Consider the following 21,219-nt stretch of genomic DNA (forward strand, 5'->3'; position numbering starts at 1 on the left):
ACGTGCGAGCGAAGCGGAAGCGGTGGATGGCCGGATGGCGGAAGCATGCACTGCGAAGGATGGATCAGCCGCTACGAGCGATGCGCTGGTGGCCCGTGACGCTAGCGGCGGTGGCGTTGGTGCTGGGTGGCGGCATTGCGGCGATGTGGCTGCTGGGTGTGTGGTCGCGGACGCCAACGAGCGTCGCTGACCCAGAGCGGTTGCGCTTGGACCGGATCAAGGTGGCATTGACCGTGGCAGCCGGGATGGCTGCTGGTGTGACGTTGCTTATGACGCTTCGACGGCAGGCGTGGAGCGAGCACGCCCAGCAATTCACGCAGGCCGACGCTGTGGAGCAGCGCATAACGTCGCTGTATGTAGCGGCTGCAGAGCAGCTCGGCAGCGACAAGGCAGCAGTCCGGCTGGCGGGGTTGTACGCGTTGGAGCGATTGGGCCAAGATAACTCGAAGCTGCGCCAGACAGTTGTAGAGGTACTTTGTGCGTATCTGCGCATGCCGTACAGGCTCCCGACCGAGGTGTTGCGATCGAACACTAGCGTTTTATCGCAGATTTTCGCTCCGGACGAGCAGACACCGAAGGTGGAAGAGCAGCAGTCGAGGCGCGAGGAACTTCAAGTACGACTGACGGCACAACGACTGATCGCCAACCACTTATGCAGGCACGCTGGTCCAGATAGTTCAGAGCCAGCCGCATACTGGCGCGGGGCCGCCGGCGAAAAAATGAGCCTCGACCTGATAGGTGCCGCACTTCTCGACATTAACTTCTCCGACCTAAAGGTGGATCGGCTCGACTTATCTGGGGCTCATTTTTACGGAAATGCAAACTTGGCCGGAATGCAGGTTCAAGGAGATGCAAACTTTGCAGGGGCGCATTTCTTCGGAAAATTGAGAATGATTGGGGCAGAGTTCAGGGACGACGCCCACCTGAAGGGAGTTCAGTTCTACGAAGACGCGAACCTTAGCGCGACGCTTTTCCACGGCGCGGCAGACTTCAGCGGAGCACACTTCCATGGGGCAGCGGAGCTTGCCATGGCACAATTTCTGGGAACAGCGGTCTTCAGCAGCACACACTTCCATGGACATGTGGACCTAAAAGCGGCAAAATTTTGCAGATATGCAATTCTTTTGGCGACCCAATTCGACGGACCTGCAGAGCTGGATGCAGCGCACTTTTACATGCATGTGGACTTAGGCGAAGCAAAGCTTTGTAACGCGTTCAATCTAACAGGAACTCAATTCGAATATTTTCCGAATATGCTTGACGCGCGGGCTACCCCGTCTGCTCAGCTCCCCCTAGGGTGGGCGCTCGACACTCACATAGGTGCGGCATCCGACTTGCGGCCGGTCGTTCCAGATCCCAGCGTTGCGGCCTTAAACGATGGCCAGGGTTGGTCGGCACGTGATAGCGGCGAGGCTGGCAGCGAAACCGGCTAGCGCGAATAGTGCCGGAAGCCCCGTAGACCGACTGAAGCTCTACGGGGCGTCGCCGTGCCCGCTGGGGTTGCGCGCAGCCGGGGTCGCCGCGCCGGGAGCGAAGCGGCAAGGCGCGGTGTGCCCCGAGCGGCGCGCAGCGGCCCGCAGGGCCGCCTTGAAGACGTATGGAAACTTCTCACGGGGCCGTACCGGCGACACCGTACCGGCGACAAGCCTCCGAGGAGCTAGGGGGTACGTAGGTGCGCTGAACGTCTAGCGCGGGCAGAATGACGGGCGTGACGAGCCCTGATCCAGACGCGGAGTGGTGGACGACGTCGGAGGTCGCCGAGTACCTCGGCGTCCAGGTCGGCACCGTTAGTTCCTACCGGAACCGCGGGCAGATGCCAGAGCCTGACAAGACGTTCGGCCGGACCCACCTGTGGCGCCCGCGAACGATCACGTCATGGCATGAAGGTCGCCCCCGGCCCGGGAGTCGCGCCGCTGACGTGAGCAACGGCCAGCCTTGGACCGTCCTCCAAGTCTCGACGGCGGTGGAGACGCGGGAGGCGGCCGTCGAGCTGGCGCGCCTCGTCGTTGAGGCGAGACTCGCGGCCGGCGCGCAGATCGTCGGGCCGGTCATCTCGGCCTTCTGGCACCAGGGCGAGTTCGGCACGGGCGAGGAGTGGCAGCTTCTCCTGAAGACGCATGCCCAGCGCTTCGAGGACCTGCGGGCATTTCTCCAGGACAACCACCCTTGGCAGAACCCCGAGATCGCGGCGGTGCCGGTCGTGATGAGTTCGGACGAGTACGCCGCCTGGGTCAGCAAGACGCTCCTGCTCGACGTGGAGCCGTAGCGGCTACGCCCTGGCGCGCTCCAGCACCTCTCGCACTCCCGGCACGGCGGCATGGTCGCTGAGCCGTTGTAGGACCGGGTTGAGTCGTTGGCGTGGTCGCACGGAGGCGACGCCTTCGGAGAGGTCGAGCACGCGGCCGGCGACCCGGGCGGCTTCCTCCGGCTCCCCTGCCGTGGCATATGCGTCCGCCAGCCAGCACGAGTACAGGGCCTTGTCTCGGGCGTGGGCGTCGTCGAAGCCTGCTAGTACGTCCTCCAGGAGCGGAACCGCGCGCAGCGGCCGGCCAAGCTCTGCCCAGCATCGGCCGGTCATGATGGTCACCTCCTGGTCGTCAACCCACGTCGACCAATCGGGTTCCTCGGTCGCGTTGCGACGCTCCAAGGCGGCGCGCGCCGTTGCCAGTGCCGCGTCAGTCTCACGGGCGTTGCCGACGACAGCATGCGCCCACGCTCGACGCTCGTGCAGCAGAGCGGTGACGGTGGCCGGGGAGTCGTCGCCGGCTGCGGCGCAAGACGCCTCCGCGATCGCCACCGCTTCGCGGGGGTCGCCGCCAACTGTCTGATACGCCAGGAACGCCAGAGCGTTTCCGGCCAGGTGAGGCGCGTGCGCTTGATTCGCGATCCCGTGGCTTTCGCCGTATAGCCGCTTCGACAGGTCCAGGTTCCCCGCGTCGAATGCAGCCCATCCAGCTTGCTGCGCCTGTTCCGCAAGAATTGCGAGCAGTCTCTGCTGGACCGTCTCGGTGTAGGTGCCGCCCGCCACGAGTTTCTTGGTCATCTCGTATTCGGATAGATACAGGCGAACGGTGTCGCCTCCTCCGAGGACGTCATCGAGGCGACGGAGCCTCGCAGTCCGACGCGCGAGAACCTTCGGCAGCTCCTCGCCGAGACGTCGGCCGGAGGAGAGGTCAGCGACGTCAACGGCACCGAGCAGGGTGCCGGCACCGACGGCAGACACGCGCAGGAAGTCACGTCGATTCACGGTCTCACCTCGGGCATCTAGGGCCACCGCCTGGCCGGCCTCCCAGCCTCGGGGAGCCAAGCCCAGCATATGCCCCGGAATTTGCATCGCATCTGCAATTAGGCTGATCTTTTCGTATGTTGCGATGCTGCCCTGCCCACGGGCAAGCGCGCCGACCCTTTCGGGCTTTATTGAGCAGGACTCCGCAATTCGCGAATAGCTGATTCCCGCCCATTTCCGAGCCAGCATGAACACTGTTCCGAAGTCATGGCGCGCGAGTGCGGCACGCATGTCCTCGCGCTCCAGGACATGGCGCGGAATAGCTATCCCGCTGACTCGCTGCGACATGCACGCCTCCACCCCGTCGGTAGCTCCTCATCCACATCCGTAAGTGGCCTACCCATCATGGGTACCCCCGCCGGAGGGTCGAAAGAGCACTCCCCAGCCTCGCACTCTTACACCCAGGGATCAACACAGCGCGATGCGTCACTACTTGCCTTGTACCTGCTGAGTCAGTACGCTCGAGTGAGTACTGAGTCGCACCGCTACCCAAACACGGGAGGTTGGGCATGGCGAGGTCAGGGATGTTCGGTGAGCGCCCGGTGGGCGCGGTGACGCTGGTGGAGACGCCGGTGTCGCGGTCGTACGCGCAGAAGGCTCGGGTGGCATTCCTCGTCGTGGCGGCGTCTGTCGCCCTGGTGGTGGCCGCCACCTCGTCGGTGGCGCTGCCGCTGCCGCTGGCGGTGGTGGTCGGGCTGTTGTCCGGCGGGGTGTGCGGCCTGGTGGTCGCGTGCCTGGTTCGGATGTGGCCGGCGCTGCGGGTGCTGTGGTGGTGGGCGTTCGAGATCGTCGCCGCGGTCACCGTGTTCGTGAGCATGGCGTACCTGTCTCGGGCAACGCATCCGGCGGTGCCGCTGGTGCTCCTGGCCGTGGTGCTGGGCGTGGTCTTCGGCGTCGGTCGACTTCGTCGGCGGGTGTCGGCGTGGGTGTGGTGCGTGGTGGTGCGGCACCGGCTGCGGCTCTGCTTCACGGAGTTCATCCGGTCCGCGTCGCGGCTACACCCGGGCCGGTTGCCGCTGATCCTGTGGGCGCGGCCGACGCCGGCCGGGGAGCGGGTGTGGGTGTGGCTGCGGCCGGGCCTGGACCTGACGGACCTGGACGGCAAGGCGGACAAACTCGCGGTGGCCTGCTGGGCGGGTGAGGCGCGGATGGTCCGCGCGTCGGCCCGGCACGCCGCGTTGGTGCGGGTCGACATCACCCGCCGTGACCCGCTGACCGGCCTGGTGGCGTCGCCGCTGTCGGCCTGGGTGGCGTGGATGCGCGACGACGACGCCCCGGTGTCGCCGGCTGTGCCGCCGGTGGGCTTGGACCTGCTGGACGTGCCGGAGCCCGTGCCGCCGCAGCAGCGCAACCCGCGCCGCTGAAACCAAAAACCGCTCGCACAACTTGTGCGGGATCAACACAGGTGCGCCGCGTCTCATGGCTCACCGCAGAGAACCGATCCAGGGAGGATCTGCAATGGCAAACGACACGACCGTGACGGTGGTCGGCAACCTGACCGCCGACCCGGAGCTGCGGTTCACCCCGGCCGGGGTGGCGCTGGTGAAGTTCACCGTGGCGTCCACGCCTCGGGTGTTCGATCGGGCGTCGGGTGAGTACCGCGATGGTGACCCGCTGTTCCTGACCTGCACCGCGTGGCGGGACCTGGCCGAGCACATCGCCGAGTCCCTCGCCAAGGGCACCCGCGTGGTGGTGGCCGGGCGGCTGCGGCTGTCGCGGTGGGAGAACGAGCAGGGCGAGAAGCGCTCCGCGTACGGCCTGGACGTCGACGAGGTCGGCCCGTCGCTGCGGTTCGCGACGGCGACGGTGAAGAAGATGGCCCGCACCCGCAACGGGGACGGGTTCACTCCGGAGACGCCGGCGGATGACCCGTGGTCGACCGCCGCGCCGGCGTCGGTGGCCTGAGCGGGGATGCGCTGATGTCGACGCTGACCGTTCCCGCCGTACCGGGTGGCATGCCCGCCGACCCGCCCGTGTCGATCTTCGACCCGGTGCATGTCGGGGTGGACGAGTTCGGCCACCCGGTGCGGGTCCCGCTGATCTACCGCAACCTGTTGATCGGTGGAGAACCGGGCGGCGGCAAGTCGACCCTGCTCAACCTGATCGTGGCGCACGCCGCTCTGTCGCTCGACTGCCGGCTGTGCCTGCTCGACGGCAAGCAGGTTGAGTTGGGCCAGTGGAAGAGCTGCGCTGACGTGTTCGTCGGCCCGGACATCATGCATGCCCTGGCCACGCTGCGTCGGATGCAGATCGTGATGGACAACCGGTACGCCTACCTGGAAGTGGCGGGCCGCCGGAAGACCCAACGCGATGACGTGTTCAGCCCGATCCTCGTCGCCGTCGATGAGATCGCCTACTTTTCGGCCACCGTCGGGGACAAGAAGACCCGGGAGGACTTCGCGGGTCTGCTGCGCGACCTGGTGGCTCGGGGCCGGGCGGTCGGCATCATCGTCGTCGCGGCGACGCAGCGACCCTCGTCCGACATCATCCCGACGAGCCTGCGGGATCTGTTCGCCTGGCGGTGCGCATTCCGGTGCACCACCAACGCGTCCTCGGACATCGTCCTGGGGCACGGGTGGGCGGAACGCGGCTGGTCTGCCAACACGCTCAGCCCGACCAATCCCGGCGTGGGCCTGCTCATCGCCGAGGGCGGCACCCCGCAACTGATCAAAGCCGCGTACCTGGATGACGCGGCCTGCGCCCGCATCGCGACGCACGCCGCCCGCCTGCGGGCCGGCCTTCGTCGGGAGCGTGCGGCATGAGCATCCGTATCCGACCCCGGCCGGCCACGTCGCCAACCTGGCCTGCCTCCGACGACCACCTGCCGCACCCGGACTGGTGTGCCCGAGGGCACGCCTGCGGTCTGGGCGAGCACCGGGCACAGCCGGTCACGCTCCGGGTTCCCGGTCGCGGCGTGGTGGTCCTGACCCGGGTGTTGGCGGCCGACGGCAGCCAGCACGCCGAGATCCGTACCCGCATCAGCCTCGCGGCCGGCGACACCAACGCCCGGTCGCACCTGATGCGGATCGTCACCGAGTTCGACGCGGCCCTGCGGCGGATGGTCCGCCCTCAGCGCCGAACGCCATAGAAACGGGCCGGCAGCACCGGGATCAGCCCTAGGAAAGCAACCCGGACGCCGCCGACCCGCCCCATCAACAGCCCGGAAGGAGCTGCCGTCATGCACGCTACCCAAAACACGGTCGCCGAGCAGGTGACCACCCCGGCCCGCACGCTGCGGGACGCCGCCCTGTACCTGTCCCGCCACGGCTGGACGCAGGGCGCCTACTACGACGCCACGTCGGGGTCGTTCACTCCCCCGGCTTGTCTGGTCGGCGCGGTCGGCATGGTCTGCTACGGCGGCCCGGTCGACGCCCCGGCCCAGATGTTCGACGCCCCGGAGTTCGCTGACTTCAACGCCGCGTTGACCTACCTCGACTGGTACCTGGCCCTCCGGTTCGCCGACAGCCAGTACTACGAGCGGCTCGACAACGCCTACGACTTCAACGACTCCAAGGGCCAGACCGCCGACGCGGTCATCGCCGTTCTCAACGCGGCGGCTGCCGCGTGGGACCGCACCAACGGTGGTGCGGCATGAGCAAGAACACCGTCAAGCCTGGCTTGACGCGCACCCGCACCAAGCGCGCCAAGCAGTCGGTGGAAACCACCGAGTTCGACGCGTTCGTGCGCCGCATCCTGCGGGCGTACGCCCGTCGGGTCGCGGCCGGGGACATCGAGGCGCTGCGGTCACTCGCGGCGCTGTCCACCGACGTGGACGCCCTGACCCGGCTCGCTGTCACCGGTCTGCGCCAGCCTCCGTACCGGTACTCCTGGGCGGAGATCGCCGACCGGCTGGGCGTATCCCGGCAGGCGGTGCAGATGCGCTACGGCGACCGCGCCGACCGGATCGCCCTGGACGAGCGCCTCATCCGCGCCGGCCTCGGCGTCACGGTGGCGACTCTCGCTCAGGTGTTCGCCGATCACCACCCCGGTAGCCCGGCCGCTTCGGTGTGTCCGGGCTGCGGCTTCCGCTACCCCGACGGGGTGACGGACTGCCCGACCAACGCCACGGTTCGTCCACTGCTCTACCGGCGGCGTGGCGAGGACAAGCAGGCGCTCACCGTACTGACGCCTGACCAGCTCGCCGACCTGCACAACCCGAAGGCCGCCCGAAGCAACCGGACGGCCACCCGCAGGGCGGCCCAACCCACGCCCCCGGCCCCTCGTCAGGAGCCGACCCTGTTCGGCCTCGGCGACGGGAGGGCTTCGGCGTGAACACCGCATCCAACCCGCCCGGCACCGGTCAGTGGATCGGAGCCAGCTACGCCCTCGGGCGGCCGGTCAGCACCGGTGAGCCGTACCCGCACCTCTGCGGCGTCACGGTGACCGGCTCGATGACCGGTGTGACGGTACGGCTGTGGGAGCGCGACTGTGCGGCCTGCGCCGCTCAGCGCGCCACCGCAGCCCACCCCGGGCAGCCGGGTGGCCGGCCGCGTCTCGTTCTGCTCTCCGGAACGGGGGCACGCCGGTGACCCGCATCAACACTGCACCCGTCAACGCCGGGGAGCCCCGGTTGGCGTCGATCGCCTCGTGGGCGGTGCTGGTCGCGTCGTTCGGCCTGTCCGCCTCCACCTGGATCGCGCTGGCCGAACTCGCCGGCTTCACCGCTCACATCACGATCCCCGGCACCTCGGTCAGCCTCGCCCTGGCCTGGCTGATGCCCATCGCGGTCGACGGCTATGTGGTCGTCGCCCTGGTGCTGTGGATGGCTCCCGTGCCCGCACGGGTCGCCGCGTTCGCCAAGAAGAACACCTACGGTGCGGCCGGCATCGGCATCGCTGCCCAGTCGGCGTACCACCTGCTCCAGACCAACGCCAACACCGATGAAACCTGGCGCGTGGCCATGGCCGCGATCGTCGGCGCACTGCCGCCGGCTGTCGCCGGCCTGGCCGTGCACATGCGCGCCCTGATCCGCCGGGAAAGCGGCCGAACCCTGACCGCCGCCACCGGCACCGCACCGACGTTCCCGGCACCCGCCGAGACGCCAACTCCGACCATGACCGTTCCCGCCGTCCCGGCACCGACGCCCGGCCGGCCCGAGCTGCCCATTGTCCCCATCATCGACACGGCCGAGCCGGCACCGACGCCGGTCCAGCCCGAGATCCCGACCCCGGCCCAGCTCGCCAACCGGATCACCGCACCGCGACCGGCCCCGACCCCGGAGCCGGCGACGCCCCGGCCCGATGCGGCTGCCCGCCCCGCCCGTCCCCGTCCGAGCAAGCCCGATGTCACCCCGGCACCGACGTTGGCACCGTCCACCACTGACATTCCTGTCACCGAGTCTGACGCTGCCCAACTTCCGCTGCCGATCGTGGCCCCGGACCTGCTCGCCCGAGCGACCCGCGTCGCGAAGCAGTACCGCATCGAGCACGGCACGCCGATCACCCCGGGCCAACTGGCCGTCCGCCTCAAGGTGACCTCCGAGGAGGCCACGCAAGCCCTCGCGGTCCTGGACCTCGGCCCCGACACCGACAACCGACCCGTCCGATCCGCCAACGGACGCCCCGTGAAGGCGACCCGTTGACCGTCTCGACGCTGACCGTCGTACCCGAAGCTTCTGCTTCGGGTACGGCCCCGTGCGCCGAGCCGCCCGCACCGCCCTGGTACGCCACGTCCTCCGACATCCGGCTGCAAGCCGCCGCCCGGCTCACCCAACCGGACCTGCCCGGCTGGCTGCGCCACGTCCGCCCGGCCGCCGGCTGCACCCGCCCGGTCCGCCTGGCCGGCACCATGGCCACGGTCGAGGCCGCTACCGGCCGTCTCCTGTCGGAGCGGTCAACGGCCGACATGCCCGACGGCGTCATCTACAAGCCGTGCGGCAACCGCCGTGCCTCGGTGTGCCCGACCTGCTCCAAGCTCTACCAGCGCGACGCCTACCAGGTGGTCCGCGCCGGCCTCGTCGGCGGCAAGGGCGTGCCCGAGCAGGTAGCCCACCACCCGGCGGTGTTCCCGACCTTCACCGCCCCGTCCTTCGGCGAGGTGCACACCCGCTACGTCAAGCGGCACACCTGCACCCGTCGCGCCGCCTGCGACTGCCGGCCCGAGCCCTGCCACGCCCGACGGGACGTGACCGTCTGCCCGCACGGGGTGCGGCTGGTCTGCTTCGCCCGCCACGAGGACACCGACGCCCGGTTGGGCACGCCGCTGTGCCTGGACTGCTACGACCACGACGCGCAGGCGGTTTGGAACCTCTCGGCCGGGGAGCTGTGGCGGCGCACCACCATCGCGGTCAACCGGTACATGCACCGCCTCGCCAGCGCACGCGGCATACCCGACATCCCTGTCACGTCGCCGCGTACCGGCAAGACCCGGTGGGTGTCCCCGGTACGGCTGTCGTTCGGCAAAGCCGCCGAAATGCAGCGGCGCGGCGTCGTGCACTTCCACGCCATCATCCGGCTCGACGGCCGCGACGGCGACGACCCCGACGCGATCGTGCCAGCACCGCCGCAGCTCGACGCCGCCGACCTGGTGGCCGCCGTCGACCACGCCGCCGCCACCGTCGTCTTCACCACCGCCGACCACCCCGCCCACCCGGGCGGCTGGCGCATCGGCTGGGGCGAGCAGGTGCTCACCAAGGTAATCACCGTGGCCGGCCGGGGTGAGGTGACCGACGCGCAGGTGGCGGCGTACCTGGCCAAGTACGCCACCAAGTCGACCGAGGTCACAGGCCACGCCTCCAACCGGCTCACCACCGACAGCATCGACATCTACGCCGACCCGGCCGGCAACCACACCGAACGCCTGATCGACGCCTGTTGGATGCTCGGCCGTCCCCGCGACTGGCGGCGGCTGCGGCGCTGGGCGCACATGCTCGGCTTCGGCGGTCACTTCCTCACCAAGTCGCGCCGCTACTCGGTGACCTTCGCTCTGCTGCGCAACCAACGCGTGGTGTTCCGCCGCGCCCAGAGCAGCGGCCCGCAGGAAGCCGCTGCCGACACCGAGCCGACCACGCTGGTGGTCAACTTCCTGCAATTCGTGGGCGCCGGGTGGCACACGACCGCCGACGCGCTGCTCGCCAACGCGTCCGCCGCGATGGCCCGAGAGCACCAGGATTCCGCGCGCGAGTACCTACAGACCCTCGTCGCCTGACGCGCGATTCAGCGTCAAGCCCGCCTTGACAGTAGAACCGACAACATTGGGGATCCGATGAGTACCGATGCACTGGCAGCACCGGGCGTCCTGATGACCACAGAGGAACTTGCCCGGCTCGTGAAGGTCGACCCGTCCACCGTGCGTCGGTGGCGCACCGCCGACCCCGTCCAGGGGCCGGCGTTCATCCGGCTGTCCGCCCGGGTCGTCAAGTACGACCCGGAGGACGTGCGGGCGTGGCTGGGCCGGCACCGCACCGATCCCGAGGAATCGGCTCGGTGACCACTCCCCTGCTCCCGATCGGCGTCGCCGTCTCCACCGACGTCGAGCACCGACCCGGCCGGCCGAACCCGTACCGTGCCCGGGTCCGGTGGGTCGATCCGGCTTCGGGACGACGCCGCTCCAAGTCGCAGGCGTTCGCGGACGCCGAGCAGGCGCAGACCTGGCTCGGCACCATGCAGCGCGCGGCGAGGGGCGGCGTCGACCCCGACGCGGCATCGATGCGGCTGGCGCAGTACGGCGAGAGCGTGATGCGCCTGGCGCTGCGCGGCCTGGAGGGCAAGACGCTCGACCCGTACCTGGCGGGCTGGCGTCGCCGGGTCGTGCCGACGCTCGGTCACCTGCCGGTGCGGCTGATCACCAATGGTGCGGTGGACCGGGCCGCGCACGGCTGGATCGCTGAGGGCTGCGGCCGGTCGACGGTGAAGAACAGCCTCGCCGTCCTGGTGCGGATCCTGGAGCAGGCGGTGCGGGACGGCCTGATCGACCGCAATCCGGCGCGGCTGACCGGGTGGCAGCGGGAGTACCAGCGGGCCGAGGACGAGTTGGACAACCCGCGTTCGCTGGCGCTGCCGGACTGGACGGCGCTGGCCACTCTGGCGGCGGCGCTGGTCGAGCGCTCGCACGGCCGGTACCCGGGCTGGGGTGAGGTGGTGATGTTCGCGGCCGGCACGGCGGCCCGCATCGGCGAGGTGTCCGGCGTGCGCAAAGGCGACATCGACCGGGACACGTGGCTGTGGACGGTGCGCCGGCAGACCACCACCGGACCCGGCGGCCTGGTCGACAAGGGCACCAAGGGCAAGCGGGCACGGCAGGTGCCCATCATCGGCGAACTGCGGCCGATGGTGGCCGCAAAGCTCGACCGGATCACCGAGGATGACGGCCGGCTCTTCGTCGGCCCTCGCGGCGGCCGGATCAGCACGGCGGTGCTGCGCGACGCGACGCACTGGGACGAGGTGGTCAGCTCGCTGGGCTTCGAGTACCTGCGGCGGCACGACCTGCGGCACACCGGGCTGACCTGGATGGCGGATGCCGGCGTGCCGGTGCACGTCCTACGGAAGATCGCCGGTCACGGCTCGCTGATGACGACTCAGCGGTATCTGCATCCGGATCGTCAGTCGATCCGGGCCGCCGGTGAGGCGCTGTCTTCGCATCTCACCGGCCTGAGGTCCCCAAATGGTCCCCAGCGGGGCATCGCATGATCACGCGAAATGCCCTTCCACCTGCGTCGGGACGGCCGGATTCGAACCGACGACCCCTTGACCCCCAGTCAAGTGCGCTACCAAACTGCGCCACGTCCCGATGCCCCCGCGTGAAGTTCCCCGCGGCAGCCGATACAGCTTAGCGCAAGATCCTCGCGTGACTCGCACAGGGCCCTCCGCATCGCGCGAGGCCCGCGCCACTCCCCCTAGAGCGTCCTAGGAAGGAAGCCGCCGAACATGGCCCGGCGGCTTCCGCCCGGATGACTCAGCCGTGGGCCTTGCCACGACCGCCGGGGCCGAGCTTCTTCCGCGGCCGGACCGAGATGTCGATCGGGCTGCCCTCGAAGCCGAACTCCTCGCGCAGCTTGCGCTCCACGAACCGCTGGTAGCCGGCGTCCAGCGGACCGGTGGTGAACAGCACGAACCGCGGCGGCGCCACCCCGGCCTGGGTGGCGAACAGGATCCGCGGGGCGCGTCCGCCGCGTACCGGGTGCGGGGTGGCCTGGACCAGCGCGGTGAGCCACTGGTTGAGCTGCGCGGTGGGGATTCGGGTCTCCCAGCTCGCGAGCGCCTTGCGCAACGCCGGAGCCAGCTTGTCGACGGCCCGGCCGGTCTGCGCGGACAGGTTCAGCCGGATCGCCCAGGGGATGCGCCGCAGCTCCCGGTCGATCTCCTTGTCCAGGTAGTAGCGGCGGTCGGCGTCCACCAGGTCCCACTTGTTGAACGCGATGACCAGGGCCCGGCCGGCCTCCACCACCATGGTGAGGATCCGCTGGTCCTGCTCGCTGATCACCTCGCTGGAGTCCAGCAGCACCACCGCCACCTCGGCCGCCTCGATCGCCGAGGCGGTACGCAGGCTGGCGTAGTATTCGGTGCCGCTGGCCCGTCCGACCCGCTTGCGCAGGCCGGCGGTGTCCACCAGCTGCCAGGTCTCGCCGCCGATCTCGACCAGGCTGTCCACCGGGTCGACAGTGGTGCCGGCGACCGAGTCGACCACCGCCCGGTCCTCGCCGGAGAAGCGGTTGAGCAGGCTGGACTTGCCGACGTTGGGGCGGCCGACCAGGGCCACCCGGCGCGGGCCGCGCGGGCGGTTCTCCACGATCTTCGGCGCCTCGGGAAGCGCGGCCATGATGGCGTCGAGCAGGTCGCCGGAGCCGCGGCCGTGCAGCGCCGACACCGGGAACGGCTCACCGAGACCGAGCGACCACAGTGACGTCGCCTCCATCTCGATGGTGGTGTTGTCGGCCTTGTTGGCCACCAGGATCACCGGTTTGGCGCTGCGACGCAGCATCTTCACCGCGGCCTCGTCCACGTCGGTCGAACCGACCATGGCGTCCACCACGAACAGCACCACGTCGGCGGTGACCACGGCCGTCTCGGCCTGGGCGGCGATGGCCGCGGCCCGGTCCCGGGCGTCGGGCTCCCAACCGCCGGTGTCCACCACGGTGAACGCCCGGCCGTTCCACTGCGCGTCGTAGGGCACCCGGTCCCGGGTGACGCCGGGAACGTCCTCGACGACCGCCTGGCGACGACCGATGAGGCGGTTGACGAGTGTGGACTTGCCCACGTTGGGGCGGCCGACCACGGCCACCACGGGCTGCGGACCGGTCGGCTCCTCGGCGTCGGCCTCCGGCTCGCGCAGCTCCACCCAACCACCGAAGTCGTCGTCGCTCACGCCGGGCCACCCTTCGTCGGAGCCGGCAACGCCAGCGGCGCCCACGGAACCCCGCTCACGCGACACCCCGCTCGGTGAGAAGGTCACGCAGGCGGGCGACGACCTCGTCGATGCCCAACTCGGTGGTGTCCAGCACCACGGCGTCCGGGGTCTGCTGCAACGGGTTGACCTTGCGGGTCGAGTCGAGCCGGTCTCGCCGCGCCAGGTCGGCGGCGGTCGCCGTGACGTCGGCCGCGTCCTCGGCGCTGCGCCGCCGGGCGCGGGCCGCCTCGGAGGCGGTCAGGTAGACCTTCAGGTCGGCGTCGGGGGCCACCACGGCGCCGATGTCGCGGCCTTCCACCACGATCCGGCCCGCCTCGGCGATCAGCCGCCGCTGCCGGTCGACGAGCAGCTCACGGATCGCGCCGACGGCGGCGACCGCGGAGACCGCGCCGGTCACCTCGGCGCCACGGATGTCGGTGGACACGTCGGTGCCGTCGACGGTCACCGCGTACCCCCGGGGGTCGGTGCCGATGCGCAGGTCGGCCTCGCCGGCGACCTTGGCCACCGACTCGGTGTCGGTCAGCTCCACCCCGGAGCGCAGGACCGCCCAGGTCAGCGCCCGGTACATGGCACCGGTGTCGAGGTAGCGGGCGTCGAGGCTCACCGCCAGCCGCCGCGACACGGTGGACTTCCCCGAACCGGACGGCCCGTCCACCGCGACCACGCAGCGCCCGGCCGGTACGTTTTCCTCCACCGTTGTCCTCCTCAGCCCGTACCTCGCGGGTCGCCGGTGTGTCCGGCGCCGTTGAGCGGATGTGTGTCGTCGTCAATCATGCCCGCGCCGCGCGGGCGTACCGCCGGGGGCGCGTGCGCGCCGGCCCGCGGACCGCGTCGAAGCCTACCGGGAGCCGTTCCCCGATCGTCTCCGGTCAGTCACCCACGGCCTTGAACAGGGCGGCGACCTCCGCGTTGGTCAGCCGCCGGGTGCGCCCGGCGCGCAGGTCGCCCAGCCGGATCGGACCGATCGAGGTACGCACCAGACGGCTCACCGGGTGCCCCACCTCGTCGAACATCCGCCGGACGATGTGCTTGCGCCCTTCGTGCAGGGTGACCTCCACCTGGGCGGTCTTACCGAGTGTGTCCACCACCTTGAACGCCTCGGCCCGGACCGGCCCGTCCTCCAGCTCGACGCCGGCGGCCAGGCGCTTGCCGAGGTTGCGCGGGATCGGCCCGGAGACCTCGCACAGGTAGGTCTTCGGCACCCCGAAGGAGGGGTGCATGAGCCGGTGCGCGAGCGTCCCGTCGTTGGTGAGCAGCAGCAGGCCCTCGCTGTCCGCGTCGAGCCGCCCGACGTGGTAGACGCGCTGCTCGACCCGGTTGCCGAGGAAGTCGGACAGCGCGGCGCGTCCCTTTTCGTCCGCCATGGTGGAGACCACCCCGCGTGGCTTGTTCATGGCCAGGTAGACCAGCCGGGTGTCGACCTGGAGCCGCTCCCCGTCGACGTGGATGACGTCCTGGGCGGGGTCGGCCCGGTCGCCGAGCTGCGCGACCCGGCCGTTGACCGTGACCCGCCGCCGGAAGATCAGGTCCTCACAGGCGCGCCGCGAGCCCACTCCCGCGGCGGCGAGGACCTTCTGGAGGCGCTCGGCGCCCTCGTACACGGGGGCGTCGGTCTTCGGGGCACGGTCATCGCGTGGCATCGGCAAGCTCTTCTACGTCGTCGGGAAGGAACGGGGCCAGGGGCGGCAGGTCGTCCACCGAGTTGAGCCCCAGCTTCTCCAGGAACATGATGGTGGTCCGGTAGAGGAAGGCGCCGCTGTCCGCCTCGGTGCCGCACTCCTCGACCAGGCCGCGACCCACCAGGGTACGGAGCACCCCGTCGCAGTTGACACCCCGGATGGCCGAGATGCGCGAACGGGTCACCGGCTGCCGGTAGGCGACCACGGCGAGGGTCTCCAGCGCGGCCTGGGTCAGCCGGACCGACTGCCCGTCGAGCACGAACCGCTCGACGTAGGTGGCGTATTCCGGCCGGGTGTAGAGACGCCAGCCACCCGCGGCCCGGCGCAGCTCGAAGCCGTGCCCGGCGGCGGTGTAGCCGGCGGCGATGTCGTCGAGCATCGCGCCCACCCGTTCCGGGGCCTGCTCCAGCACCTCCGCCAGGACCAGTTCGCTGACCGGCTGGTCCACCACCAGCAGGATCGCTTCCAGGGCTCCGCGCAGCTCCGCGTCGTCCAACACCGGCGCGGGCGCGGGTTCCGGCGCCGCCCGCCGCCGACCCCGCTTCGGAGGTACGCCGGGAGCGCCCCCCGCCTCACCGCCCGCCCCGTCAACGCCCGCCCCACCGCCGCTCGGCGCACCGCCGCCCTCGTCGTCGCCGACCGACGTCTCCCCCGAGATCTTGGTACGGTCCGTCCCCTGGAGGGGCGGAACCGTACCAGGATCTCCACTCGCCTCGTCCACAGACGCGATCTTGGAAGGAAACGGCCCCGCTGGGGGCCCATGGCTTCCAAGATCTGCCGCGGGGTGGAGATCCTGGGGCTCGGGACGGTCGGATTGTGGCGGGTCCTCGTCGGCGGGGGCGGGGGTTGCCGGGGTGGGGCGTTCCCACGGGGGGATCCAGGCGGCGGCCTGGTCCGCCAGCGAGTCGCGGCGTTCCTCGTCGCTCATCAGATCACTCCTGCGTCGGTGCGGTCGTGTCCGCCGCTTCGCGGCGTGAGTCAGCGTCCGCGTCAACGGCGCCTGCGGGCGTGGTGGTCGGGTCCGGGGTGCCGGCGTACTCGTCGACGGTCAGCTCGGCGTCGCCGTCGGCCGGGCCGGTCCAGCGGACCGTCAGCTCCTCCAACGCTTGTTCCTGCACGAACGCGACGAGCCCCTGCCGGTACAGCTCCAGCAGCGCCAGGAACCGGGCCACCACCTCGAGCGTCATCTCGCAGTCGACGCAGAGCTGCGAGAAGGTGGCGACCCCGGCGCGACGCAGCCGGTCGGCGATGACGCCGGCGTGCTCCCGGACGCTGACCCGGACCATGTGCACGTGCGCGATGGACACCTCGGGCACCGGTTTCGGACTCATCGCCTTCAACGCGAGCTTGAGCAGCCGCTGCGGGCCGATGCCGAGCACCAGGTCGGGCAGCGCCTCGGCGTACCGGGGTTCGAGGGTGACCGCGCGCGGGTAACGCCGGCCGCCGACCGCCTCGAGTTCGGCGATGTGCGCCGCCGCCTCCTTGTACGCCTTGTACTGCAGCAGCCGGGCGAAGAGCAGGTCCCGCGCCTCCAGCAGCGCCAGGTCCGCCTCGTCCTCGACGTCGGCCGAGGGCAGCAGCCGGGCCGCCTTGAGGTCGAGCAGGGTGGCGGCGACCAGCAGGAACTCGCTTGTCTCGTCCAGGTCCCACTGGTCGCCCATGGCCCGCAGGTAGGCGATGAACTCGTCGGTGACCCGGTGCAGGGCGACCTCGGTGACGTCCAGCTTGTGCTTGCTGATCAGCTGGAGCAGCAGGTCGAAGGGGCCGGTGAAGTTGTCCAGCCGGACGGTGAAACCGCTTGTCTCCTCCACCGGAGCCGGGTCGACCGTGAGCACCTCGGCAGCGGCCGGCTCGGCAGCGGCCGGCCCAACGGCGACGGGGTCGCCGTGCGGCGGGTCGAGGGGCGGTGCGGTCACCGGGAAACCGTAGTCGACGCGGCGGGCGGCTGGCGTGGGCCCTACCGGTCCGACTGGGCGGCGATCACCTCTCGGGCGAGCTGCCGGTAGTTGCGCGCGCCGGAGGACGCCGGGTCGAGCGTGGTGATGGGCGCGCCGGCGACGGTCGACTCGGGGAACTTCACGGTCTTGGTGATGACGGTCTGGTAGACCTTGTCGCCGAACGCCTCGACCACGCGCTGGAGCACCTGACGGCAGTGGGTGGTGCGGCTGTCGTACATGGTGGCGAGGATGCCTTCGAGCTCCAGGTCGAAGTTGAGCCGCTCGCGCACCTTGTCGATGGTGTCCAGCAGCAGCGCCACGCCGCGCAGGCTGAAGAACTCGCACTCCAGCGGGATGAGCACGCCGTGGGCGACGGTCAGCGCGTTGATCGCCAGCAGGCCGAGCGAGGGCTGGCAGTCGATCAGGATGAAGTCGTATTCCTTGCGGATGGTGCGCAACACCCGGGCCAGGGCCATCTCCCGGGCGACCTCGTTGACGAGCTGGATCTCGGCGGCGGAGAGGTCGATGTTGGCCGGCAGCAGGTGCAGCCCGGCCACGTCGGTCTTGATCAGGACGTCCTCGGCGGTGACGTCGTCCTGCATGAGCAGGTTGTAGACCGACAGGTCGAGGTTGTGCGGGTTGACGCCCAGGCCGACGGAGAGGGCGCCCTGCGGGTCGAAGTCGACGAGGAGCACCTTGCGGCCGTATTCGGCGAGCGCGGCGCCCAGGTTGATGGTGGTCGTGGTCTTGCCGACGCCACCCTTCTGGTTGGCCATCGCGATGATCCGCGCCGGGCCGTGCCGGTCGGTCGGCATCGGCTCGGGGATCGGCTTGCGCATCGTGTACGCGGCCGGGTCGGCGGGGCCGAGGTCGGCGCCGAGCGTCGCCTGCTGTTCACGGAGCTCCGACGTCCAGGTCTCGGCACGGTCACCGTTTCCTGCCATGTCCTCGTTGCCCCCTCCCGACGACCACCCGGCGTCGGAGCCGTCCGACGTCCCTCGCGGCGCCGCTGCGCACCTCCGGTCCGTCGCACCTGGAGGCCCGCGCCGATGCCGACTGTACGCCACCGGCCAGCAGCAGGTTCGGTAGCGGGTCGGCGTGTCGGCGGCCCGTCGGTGGCTCGGTCCGCGACCGGCCGGGTCGGCGACCCCGACCACTCACCCGAGCCACCTTTCGTTCGCGACTGCGGGGCTCGCAACCCCGGCTCACTCCTCGCGCTCACCGAGCCACCTTTCGTTCGCGACTGCGGGGCCCGCAACCCCGGCTCACTCCTCGCGCTCACCCCAGAGCGCGCGGGTGGGCGGTGGCGTACACCTCGCGCAGCCGTTCCACCGTGACCAACGTGTAGACCTGGGTGGTGGTCACCGACGCGTGGCCGAGCAGTTCCTGCACGACGCGCACGTCCGCGCCACCGTCGAGCAGGTGGGTGGCGTAGGAGTGGCGCAGGGTGTGCGGAGAGACCGCGTCGGGCCCGTCGACCGGCAGGCCGGCGCGGGCGGCGGCGGCGCGCAGCACGCCCCAGGCGCCCTGCCGGGTGAGCGGCCCGCCGCGGGCGTTGACGAACAGCGCCGGGGTGCCCCGGCCGGCGGCGACGAGCGCCGGGCGGCCCCGGACCAGCCAGGCGCGCGTCGCGTCGGCGGCGTACCCGCCGACCGGGACGAGGCGGGCCTTGCCGCCCTTGCCGCGCAGCAGCACGACGCCGGCGTCCAGGTCGACGTCGTCGACGGCCGCGCCGACCGCCTCGGAGATGCGCGCGCCGGTGCCGTACAGGAACTCCAGCAGCGCCCGGTCGCGCAGCGCGCGGGGCGCCGCGTCGCCGGTGGCCCCGGCCGGTCCGGCGGTTTCCAGCAGCCGCCGGACGTCGTCGACGGGCAGCGCCCGGGGCAGCCGCCGCGGTGGCGTGGGCGGGCGCACGTCGCGGCCGGGGTCGGCGCCGGTCAGTCCCTCGCGCAGCGCGAAGCGGTGCAGGCCGCGTACCGCGCTGGCGGCCCTCGCGGTGGAGGAGACGGCGAGTGGCGGGTGGTCGTCGTCGCCGGCGCGCAGCCGGGCCAGGTGGGCCTCGACCTCGCGGGTGCCGGCGGCGGCCAGGTCGGTCACCCCGGCGGCGGCCAGGGTGGTCAGGTAGCGGTCCAGGTCCCGGCGGTACGACGCGAGCGTGTTCCCGGACAGTCCACGCTCGACGGTGAGGTGGTCCAGGTAGCCGCGGACCGCGCGACGCAGGGCCGGCGCGGCTTGCGCGCCGGCCCGGTCCGTCGCGGGTCCGGTCAGCTCGGCACCTCGCTCAGCTCAGCACCTCGGCCAGCGGCAGCACGTCCATGCCGTGCGCCTCGGCGACCGGGCCGTAGACCACCCGGCCGTCGTGGGTGTTCAAGCCCAGCGCGAGCGCCGGGTCGGCGCGCAGCGCGGCCCGCCAGCCCTGGTTGGCCAGTTCGAGGGCGTACGGCAGGGTGACGTTCGTGAGCGCGTAGGTGCTGGTGTTCGGCACCGCGCCGGGCATGTTCGCCACGCAGTAGAAGATCGAGTCGTGCACCTTGTAGACCGGTTCGTCGTGCGTGGTGGGGCGCGAGTCCTCGAAGCAGCCGCCCTGGTCGATGGCGATGTCGACGAGCACGCTGCCCGGCTTCATCCGGGACACCAGCTCGTTGGAGATCAGCTTCGGGGCCTTCGCGCCGGGCACCAGCACCGCGCCGATGACCAGGTCCGCGTCGAGCACGGCCCGTTCGATCTCGTACGCGTTGGAGGCGACGGTCTGGAGGTGGCCGCGGTAGATCGCGTCGGCGGAGCGCAGCCGGGCCACGTTCTTGTCCAGCAGCAGCACCTCGGACTGCAGGCCCAGGGCGATGGCGGCGGCGTTCAGGCCGGACACGCCGGCGCCGATCACCACGGTCTTGGCCGCGTACACGCCGGAGACGCCGCCGGGCAGCACACCCCGGCCGCCGCCGGTGCGCATCATGTGGAACGCGCCGACCTGCGGGGCGAGCCGGCCGGCCACCTCGGACATCGGGGCGAGCAGCGGCAGCGACCGGTCGGGCAGCTCGACCGTCTCGTACGCGATGCCGGTGACCTTCCTGTCGACGAGCGCGTCGGTGCACTCGCGGGAGGCGGCGAGGTGCAGGTAGGTGAAGAGCACCTGCCCCGCGCGCATCCGGTGGTGCTCCTCGGCGATCGGCTCCTTGACCTTGAGGACCAGCTCGGCGGTGTCCCAGACCTCGTCGGCGGTGGCCAGGATCTTCGCGCCGGCGGCGGCGAACTCGTCGTCGGTGATGCTGGAGCCGACCCCGGCGCCCGCCTCGACACAGACCTCGTGGCCGTGGCGGGTGAACTCGTGGACGCCCGCCGGTGTGATCGCCACCCGGTACTCGTGGTTCTTGACCTCGCGGGGGATTCCGACCTTCACGATGCAGACACCTTCCTCGGGGGCGGCTCACCCCGGCAGCGCGGCGCCCCGACGGCTCCGTTGCCGACGCGGTCCACCGGTCCCGCCGGCGGCAGTCTAGGCGCGCGGGCCGCCCGGGAACGCCGACACTGTGACATCCGGTGCCCGGTGGTGCTGACGGTGTGTCAGGCATGGACCGGGCTGGGCGGTGGAGCGGCCCTCAGCCGACAGGACAGACTTCGGTGGACATCTTCCCACCGGGTGGGCGGCGAGGCGGACAGGACGACAGTGGATCACTATGGTGTCCGCTCATGACCACTCCTTACCAGCAGTACCCGCAGTACCCGCAGGGCGTCTCGGACAAGAGCAAGGTTGTCGCGGGCATCCTCCAGATCCTGCTCGGCGGCTTCGGTATCGGCCGGTTCTACATGGGCGACACCAAGACCGGCGTGATCCAGCTCGTCGTCACGCTCGTGACCTGTGGCTTCGGCGCGATCTGGGGCCTCGTCGACGGCATCCTGATCCTGGTCAACGGCGGCGTCGACGGACAGGGCCGCCCGCTGCGCGACTGAGCGGCGGGCACGGAGAGGGGCCGCG

The 21,219-nt window shown here is 70.8% G+C and carries 23 protein-coding genes and 1 tRNA gene; 14 read left to right on the forward strand and 10 right to left on the reverse strand.

What is annotated here, in order from left to right; genetic code table 11:
• Nucleotides 1–110: 110 nt before the first annotated feature.
• Together O7602_RS16980 and cutA are read left to right on the forward strand one after the other, a co-directional pair.
• The gene (locus O7602_RS16980) at nt 111–1,433 is read left to right on the forward strand and encodes a pentapeptide repeat-containing protein (protein ID WP_281583624.1); all 1,323 of its coding nucleotides are present in this window, start codon (nt 111–113) and stop codon (nt 1,431–1,433) included.
• A gap of 485 nt (nt 1,434–1,918) precedes the next feature.
• Complete coding sequence (gene cutA, locus O7602_RS30975; protein WP_348651334.1) at nt 1,919–2,266, forward strand: divalent-cation tolerance protein CutA; 348 nt, start codon at nt 1,919–1,921, stop codon at nt 2,264–2,266.
• Nucleotides 2,267–2,269: 3 nt separating this feature from the next.
• Here cutA and O7602_RS16990 read toward each other — a convergent pair whose 3' ends face one another.
• Nucleotides 2,270–3,574, reverse strand: a complete 1,305-nt coding sequence (locus tag O7602_RS16990) for an XRE family transcriptional regulator (protein ID WP_281583626.1) — start codon at nt 3,572–3,574, stop codon at nt 2,270–2,272.
• A gap of 221 nt (nt 3,575–3,795) precedes the next feature.
• Here O7602_RS16990 and O7602_RS16995 point away from each other — a divergent pair, with 221 nt between their 5' ends.
• The 11 genes from O7602_RS16995 (at nt 3,796) to O7602_RS17045 (ending at nt 11,913) form a co-directional block, all read left to right on the forward strand.
• Nucleotides 3,796–4,650: a hypothetical protein gene (locus tag O7602_RS16995; RefSeq protein WP_281583627.1), complete on the forward strand. Its 855-nt coding sequence runs from the start codon at nt 3,796–3,798 to the stop codon at nt 4,648–4,650.
• 94 nt (nt 4,651–4,744) lie between these two features.
• The gene (locus O7602_RS17000) at nt 4,745–5,191 is read left to right on the forward strand and encodes a single-stranded DNA-binding protein (RefSeq protein WP_281583628.1); all 447 of its coding nucleotides are present in this window, start codon (nt 4,745–4,747) and stop codon (nt 5,189–5,191) included.
• Between the two features lie 14 nt (nt 5,192–5,205).
• Nucleotides 5,206–6,048 (forward strand): FtsK/SpoIIIE domain-containing protein, encoded by an 843-nt coding sequence (locus tag O7602_RS17005; protein WP_281583629.1) that lies wholly within the window; start codon nt 5,206–5,208, stop codon nt 6,046–6,048.
• Nucleotides 6,045–6,374, forward strand: a complete 330-nt coding sequence (locus O7602_RS17010) for a hypothetical protein (protein ID WP_281583630.1) — start codon at nt 6,045–6,047, stop codon at nt 6,372–6,374. Before O7602_RS17005 ends, O7602_RS17010 begins: the two co-directional genes overlap by 4 nt.
• Nucleotides 6,375–6,464: 90 nt before the next feature.
• Nucleotides 6,465–6,881, forward strand: coding sequence for a hypothetical protein (locus O7602_RS17015; protein WP_281583631.1), 417 nt, complete (start codon nt 6,465–6,467; stop codon nt 6,879–6,881).
• On the forward strand, nt 6,878–7,558 hold the full coding sequence (locus O7602_RS30980) for a hypothetical protein (RefSeq protein ID WP_348651285.1): 681 nt from the start codon (nt 6,878–6,880) through the stop codon (nt 7,556–7,558). Before O7602_RS17015 ends, O7602_RS30980 begins: the two co-directional genes overlap by 4 nt.
• Nucleotides 7,555–7,815: a hypothetical protein gene (locus O7602_RS17025; protein ID WP_281583632.1), complete on the forward strand. Its 261-nt coding sequence runs from the start codon at nt 7,555–7,557 to the stop codon at nt 7,813–7,815. The genes O7602_RS30980 and O7602_RS17025 overlap by 4 nt, the downstream gene beginning before the upstream one ends.
• A gap of 41 nt (nt 7,816–7,856) precedes the next feature.
• A complete protein-coding gene (locus tag O7602_RS17030; protein WP_281583633.1) occupies nt 7,857–8,867 on the forward strand; it encodes a hypothetical protein in 1,011 nt (336 codons plus the stop codon).
• Between the two features lie 98 nt (nt 8,868–8,965).
• Nucleotides 8,966–10,432 (forward strand): replication initiator, encoded by a 1,467-nt coding sequence (locus O7602_RS17035; RefSeq protein WP_281590350.1) that lies wholly within the window; start codon nt 8,966–8,968, stop codon nt 10,430–10,432.
• Between the two features lie 93 nt (nt 10,433–10,525).
• The gene (locus O7602_RS17040; RefSeq protein WP_116510015.1) at nt 10,526–10,714 is read left to right on the forward strand and encodes a helix-turn-helix domain-containing protein; all 189 of its coding nucleotides are present in this window, start codon (nt 10,526–10,528) and stop codon (nt 10,712–10,714) included.
• Nucleotides 10,715–10,887: 173 nt separating this feature from the next.
• On the forward strand, nt 10,888–11,913 hold the full coding sequence (locus O7602_RS17045) for a site-specific integrase (RefSeq protein WP_281590351.1): 1,026 nt from the start codon (nt 10,888–10,890) through the stop codon (nt 11,911–11,913).
• Between the two features lie 26 nt (nt 11,914–11,939).
• Here O7602_RS17045 and O7602_RS17050 read toward each other — a convergent pair.
• From O7602_RS17050 to ald, 9 genes are all read right to left on the reverse strand, one after another.
• A tRNA-Pro gene (locus tag O7602_RS17050) sits at nt 11,940–12,013 on the reverse strand.
• 165 nt (nt 12,014–12,178) lie between these two features.
• On the reverse strand, nt 12,179–13,561 hold the full coding sequence (gene der / locus O7602_RS17055) for a ribosome biogenesis GTPase Der (RefSeq protein ID WP_281590352.1): 1,383 nt from the start codon (nt 13,559–13,561) through the stop codon (nt 12,179–12,181).
• A gap of 82 nt (nt 13,562–13,643) precedes the next feature.
• The gene (gene cmk / locus O7602_RS17060) at nt 13,644–14,324 is read right to left on the reverse strand and encodes a (d)CMP kinase (RefSeq protein WP_281583634.1); all 681 of its coding nucleotides are present in this window, start codon (nt 14,322–14,324) and stop codon (nt 13,644–13,646) included.
• A gap of 175 nt (nt 14,325–14,499) precedes the next feature.
• Entirely contained in the window at nt 14,500–15,270 is a 771-nt protein-coding gene (locus tag O7602_RS17065) for a pseudouridine synthase (RefSeq protein ID WP_281583635.1), read from the reverse strand.
• A complete protein-coding gene (gene scpB / locus O7602_RS17070; protein WP_281583636.1) occupies nt 15,257–16,237 on the reverse strand; it encodes an SMC-Scp complex subunit ScpB in 981 nt (326 codons plus the stop codon). The genes O7602_RS17065 and scpB overlap by 14 nt, the downstream gene beginning before the upstream one ends.
• A 4-nt stretch (nt 16,238–16,241) precedes the next feature.
• Nucleotides 16,242–17,225: a ScpA family protein gene (locus O7602_RS17075; RefSeq protein ID WP_281583637.1), complete on the reverse strand. Its 984-nt coding sequence runs from the start codon at nt 17,223–17,225 to the stop codon at nt 16,242–16,244.
• A gap of 41 nt (nt 17,226–17,266) precedes the next feature.
• Entirely contained in the window at nt 17,267–18,190 is a 924-nt protein-coding gene (locus O7602_RS17080; protein WP_281583638.1) for an AAA family ATPase, read from the reverse strand.
• 334 nt (nt 18,191–18,524) lie between these two features.
• A complete protein-coding gene (locus O7602_RS17085; RefSeq protein ID WP_281590354.1) occupies nt 18,525–19,514 on the reverse strand; it encodes a site-specific tyrosine recombinase XerD in 990 nt (329 codons plus the stop codon).
• 13 nt (nt 19,515–19,527) lie between these two features.
• Nucleotides 19,528–20,643 (reverse strand): alanine dehydrogenase, encoded by a 1,116-nt coding sequence (gene ald, locus O7602_RS17090; RefSeq protein ID WP_281583639.1) that lies wholly within the window; start codon nt 20,641–20,643, stop codon nt 19,528–19,530.
• A gap of 170 nt (nt 20,644–20,813) precedes the next feature.
• On the opposite strand from ald, the gene O7602_RS17095 reads away from it, so the two are divergent.
• Nucleotides 20,814–21,194, forward strand: coding sequence for a TM2 domain-containing protein (locus O7602_RS17095; protein ID WP_281583640.1), 381 nt, complete (start codon nt 20,814–20,816; stop codon nt 21,192–21,194).
• The last annotated feature ends 25 nt before the right edge of the window (nt 21,195–21,219 follow it).

Origin of the sequence: Micromonospora sp. WMMD1128 (assembly GCF_027497235.1) — a bacterium.
GTDB lineage: Bacteria > Actinomycetota > Actinomycetes > Mycobacteriales > Micromonosporaceae > Micromonospora.

Excerpts from the sequence above, each read along its gene's own strand:
- O7602_RS30980 (WP_348651285.1), top strand. The coding sequence starts at position 6,878 with ATGAGCAAGAACACCGTCAAGCCTGGCTTGACGCGCACCCGCACCAAG.
- O7602_RS17095 (WP_281583640.1), top strand. The coding sequence starts at position 20,814 with ATGGACCGGGCTGGGCGGTGGAGCGGCCCTCAGCCGACAGGACAGACT.
- O7602_RS17015 (WP_281583631.1), top strand. The coding sequence starts at position 6,465 with ATGCACGCTACCCAAAACACGGTCGCCGAGCAGGTGACCACCCCGGCC.
- O7602_RS17000 (WP_281583628.1), top strand. The coding sequence starts at position 4,745 with ATGGCAAACGACACGACCGTGACGGTGGTCGGCAACCTGACCGCCGAC.
- O7602_RS17010 (WP_281583630.1), top strand. The coding sequence starts at position 6,045 with ATGAGCATCCGTATCCGACCCCGGCCGGCCACGTCGCCAACCTGGCCT.
- O7602_RS17005 (WP_281583629.1), top strand. The coding sequence starts at position 5,206 with ATGTCGACGCTGACCGTTCCCGCCGTACCGGGTGGCATGCCCGCCGAC.
- O7602_RS17065 (WP_281583635.1), bottom strand. The coding sequence starts at position 15,270 with ATGCCACGCGATGACCGTGCCCCGAAGACCGACGCCCCCGTGTACGAG.
- O7602_RS17040 (WP_116510015.1), top strand. The coding sequence starts at position 10,526 with ATGACCACAGAGGAACTTGCCCGGCTCGTGAAGGTCGACCCGTCCACC.
- O7602_RS16995 (WP_281583627.1), top strand. The coding sequence starts at position 3,796 with ATGGCGAGGTCAGGGATGTTCGGTGAGCGCCCGGTGGGCGCGGTGACG.
- scpB (WP_281583636.1), bottom strand. The coding sequence starts at position 16,237 with ATGAGCGACGAGGAACGCCGCGACTCGCTGGCGGACCAGGCCGCCGCC.
- O7602_RS17080 (WP_281583638.1), bottom strand. The coding sequence starts at position 18,190 with ATGGCAGGAAACGGTGACCGTGCCGAGACCTGGACGTCGGAGCTCCGT.
- O7602_RS17045 (WP_281590351.1), top strand. The coding sequence starts at position 10,888 with ATGCAGCGCGCGGCGAGGGGCGGCGTCGACCCCGACGCGGCATCGATG.
- O7602_RS16990 (WP_281583626.1), bottom strand. The coding sequence starts at position 3,574 with ATGTCGCAGCGAGTCAGCGGGATAGCTATTCCGCGCCATGTCCTGGAG.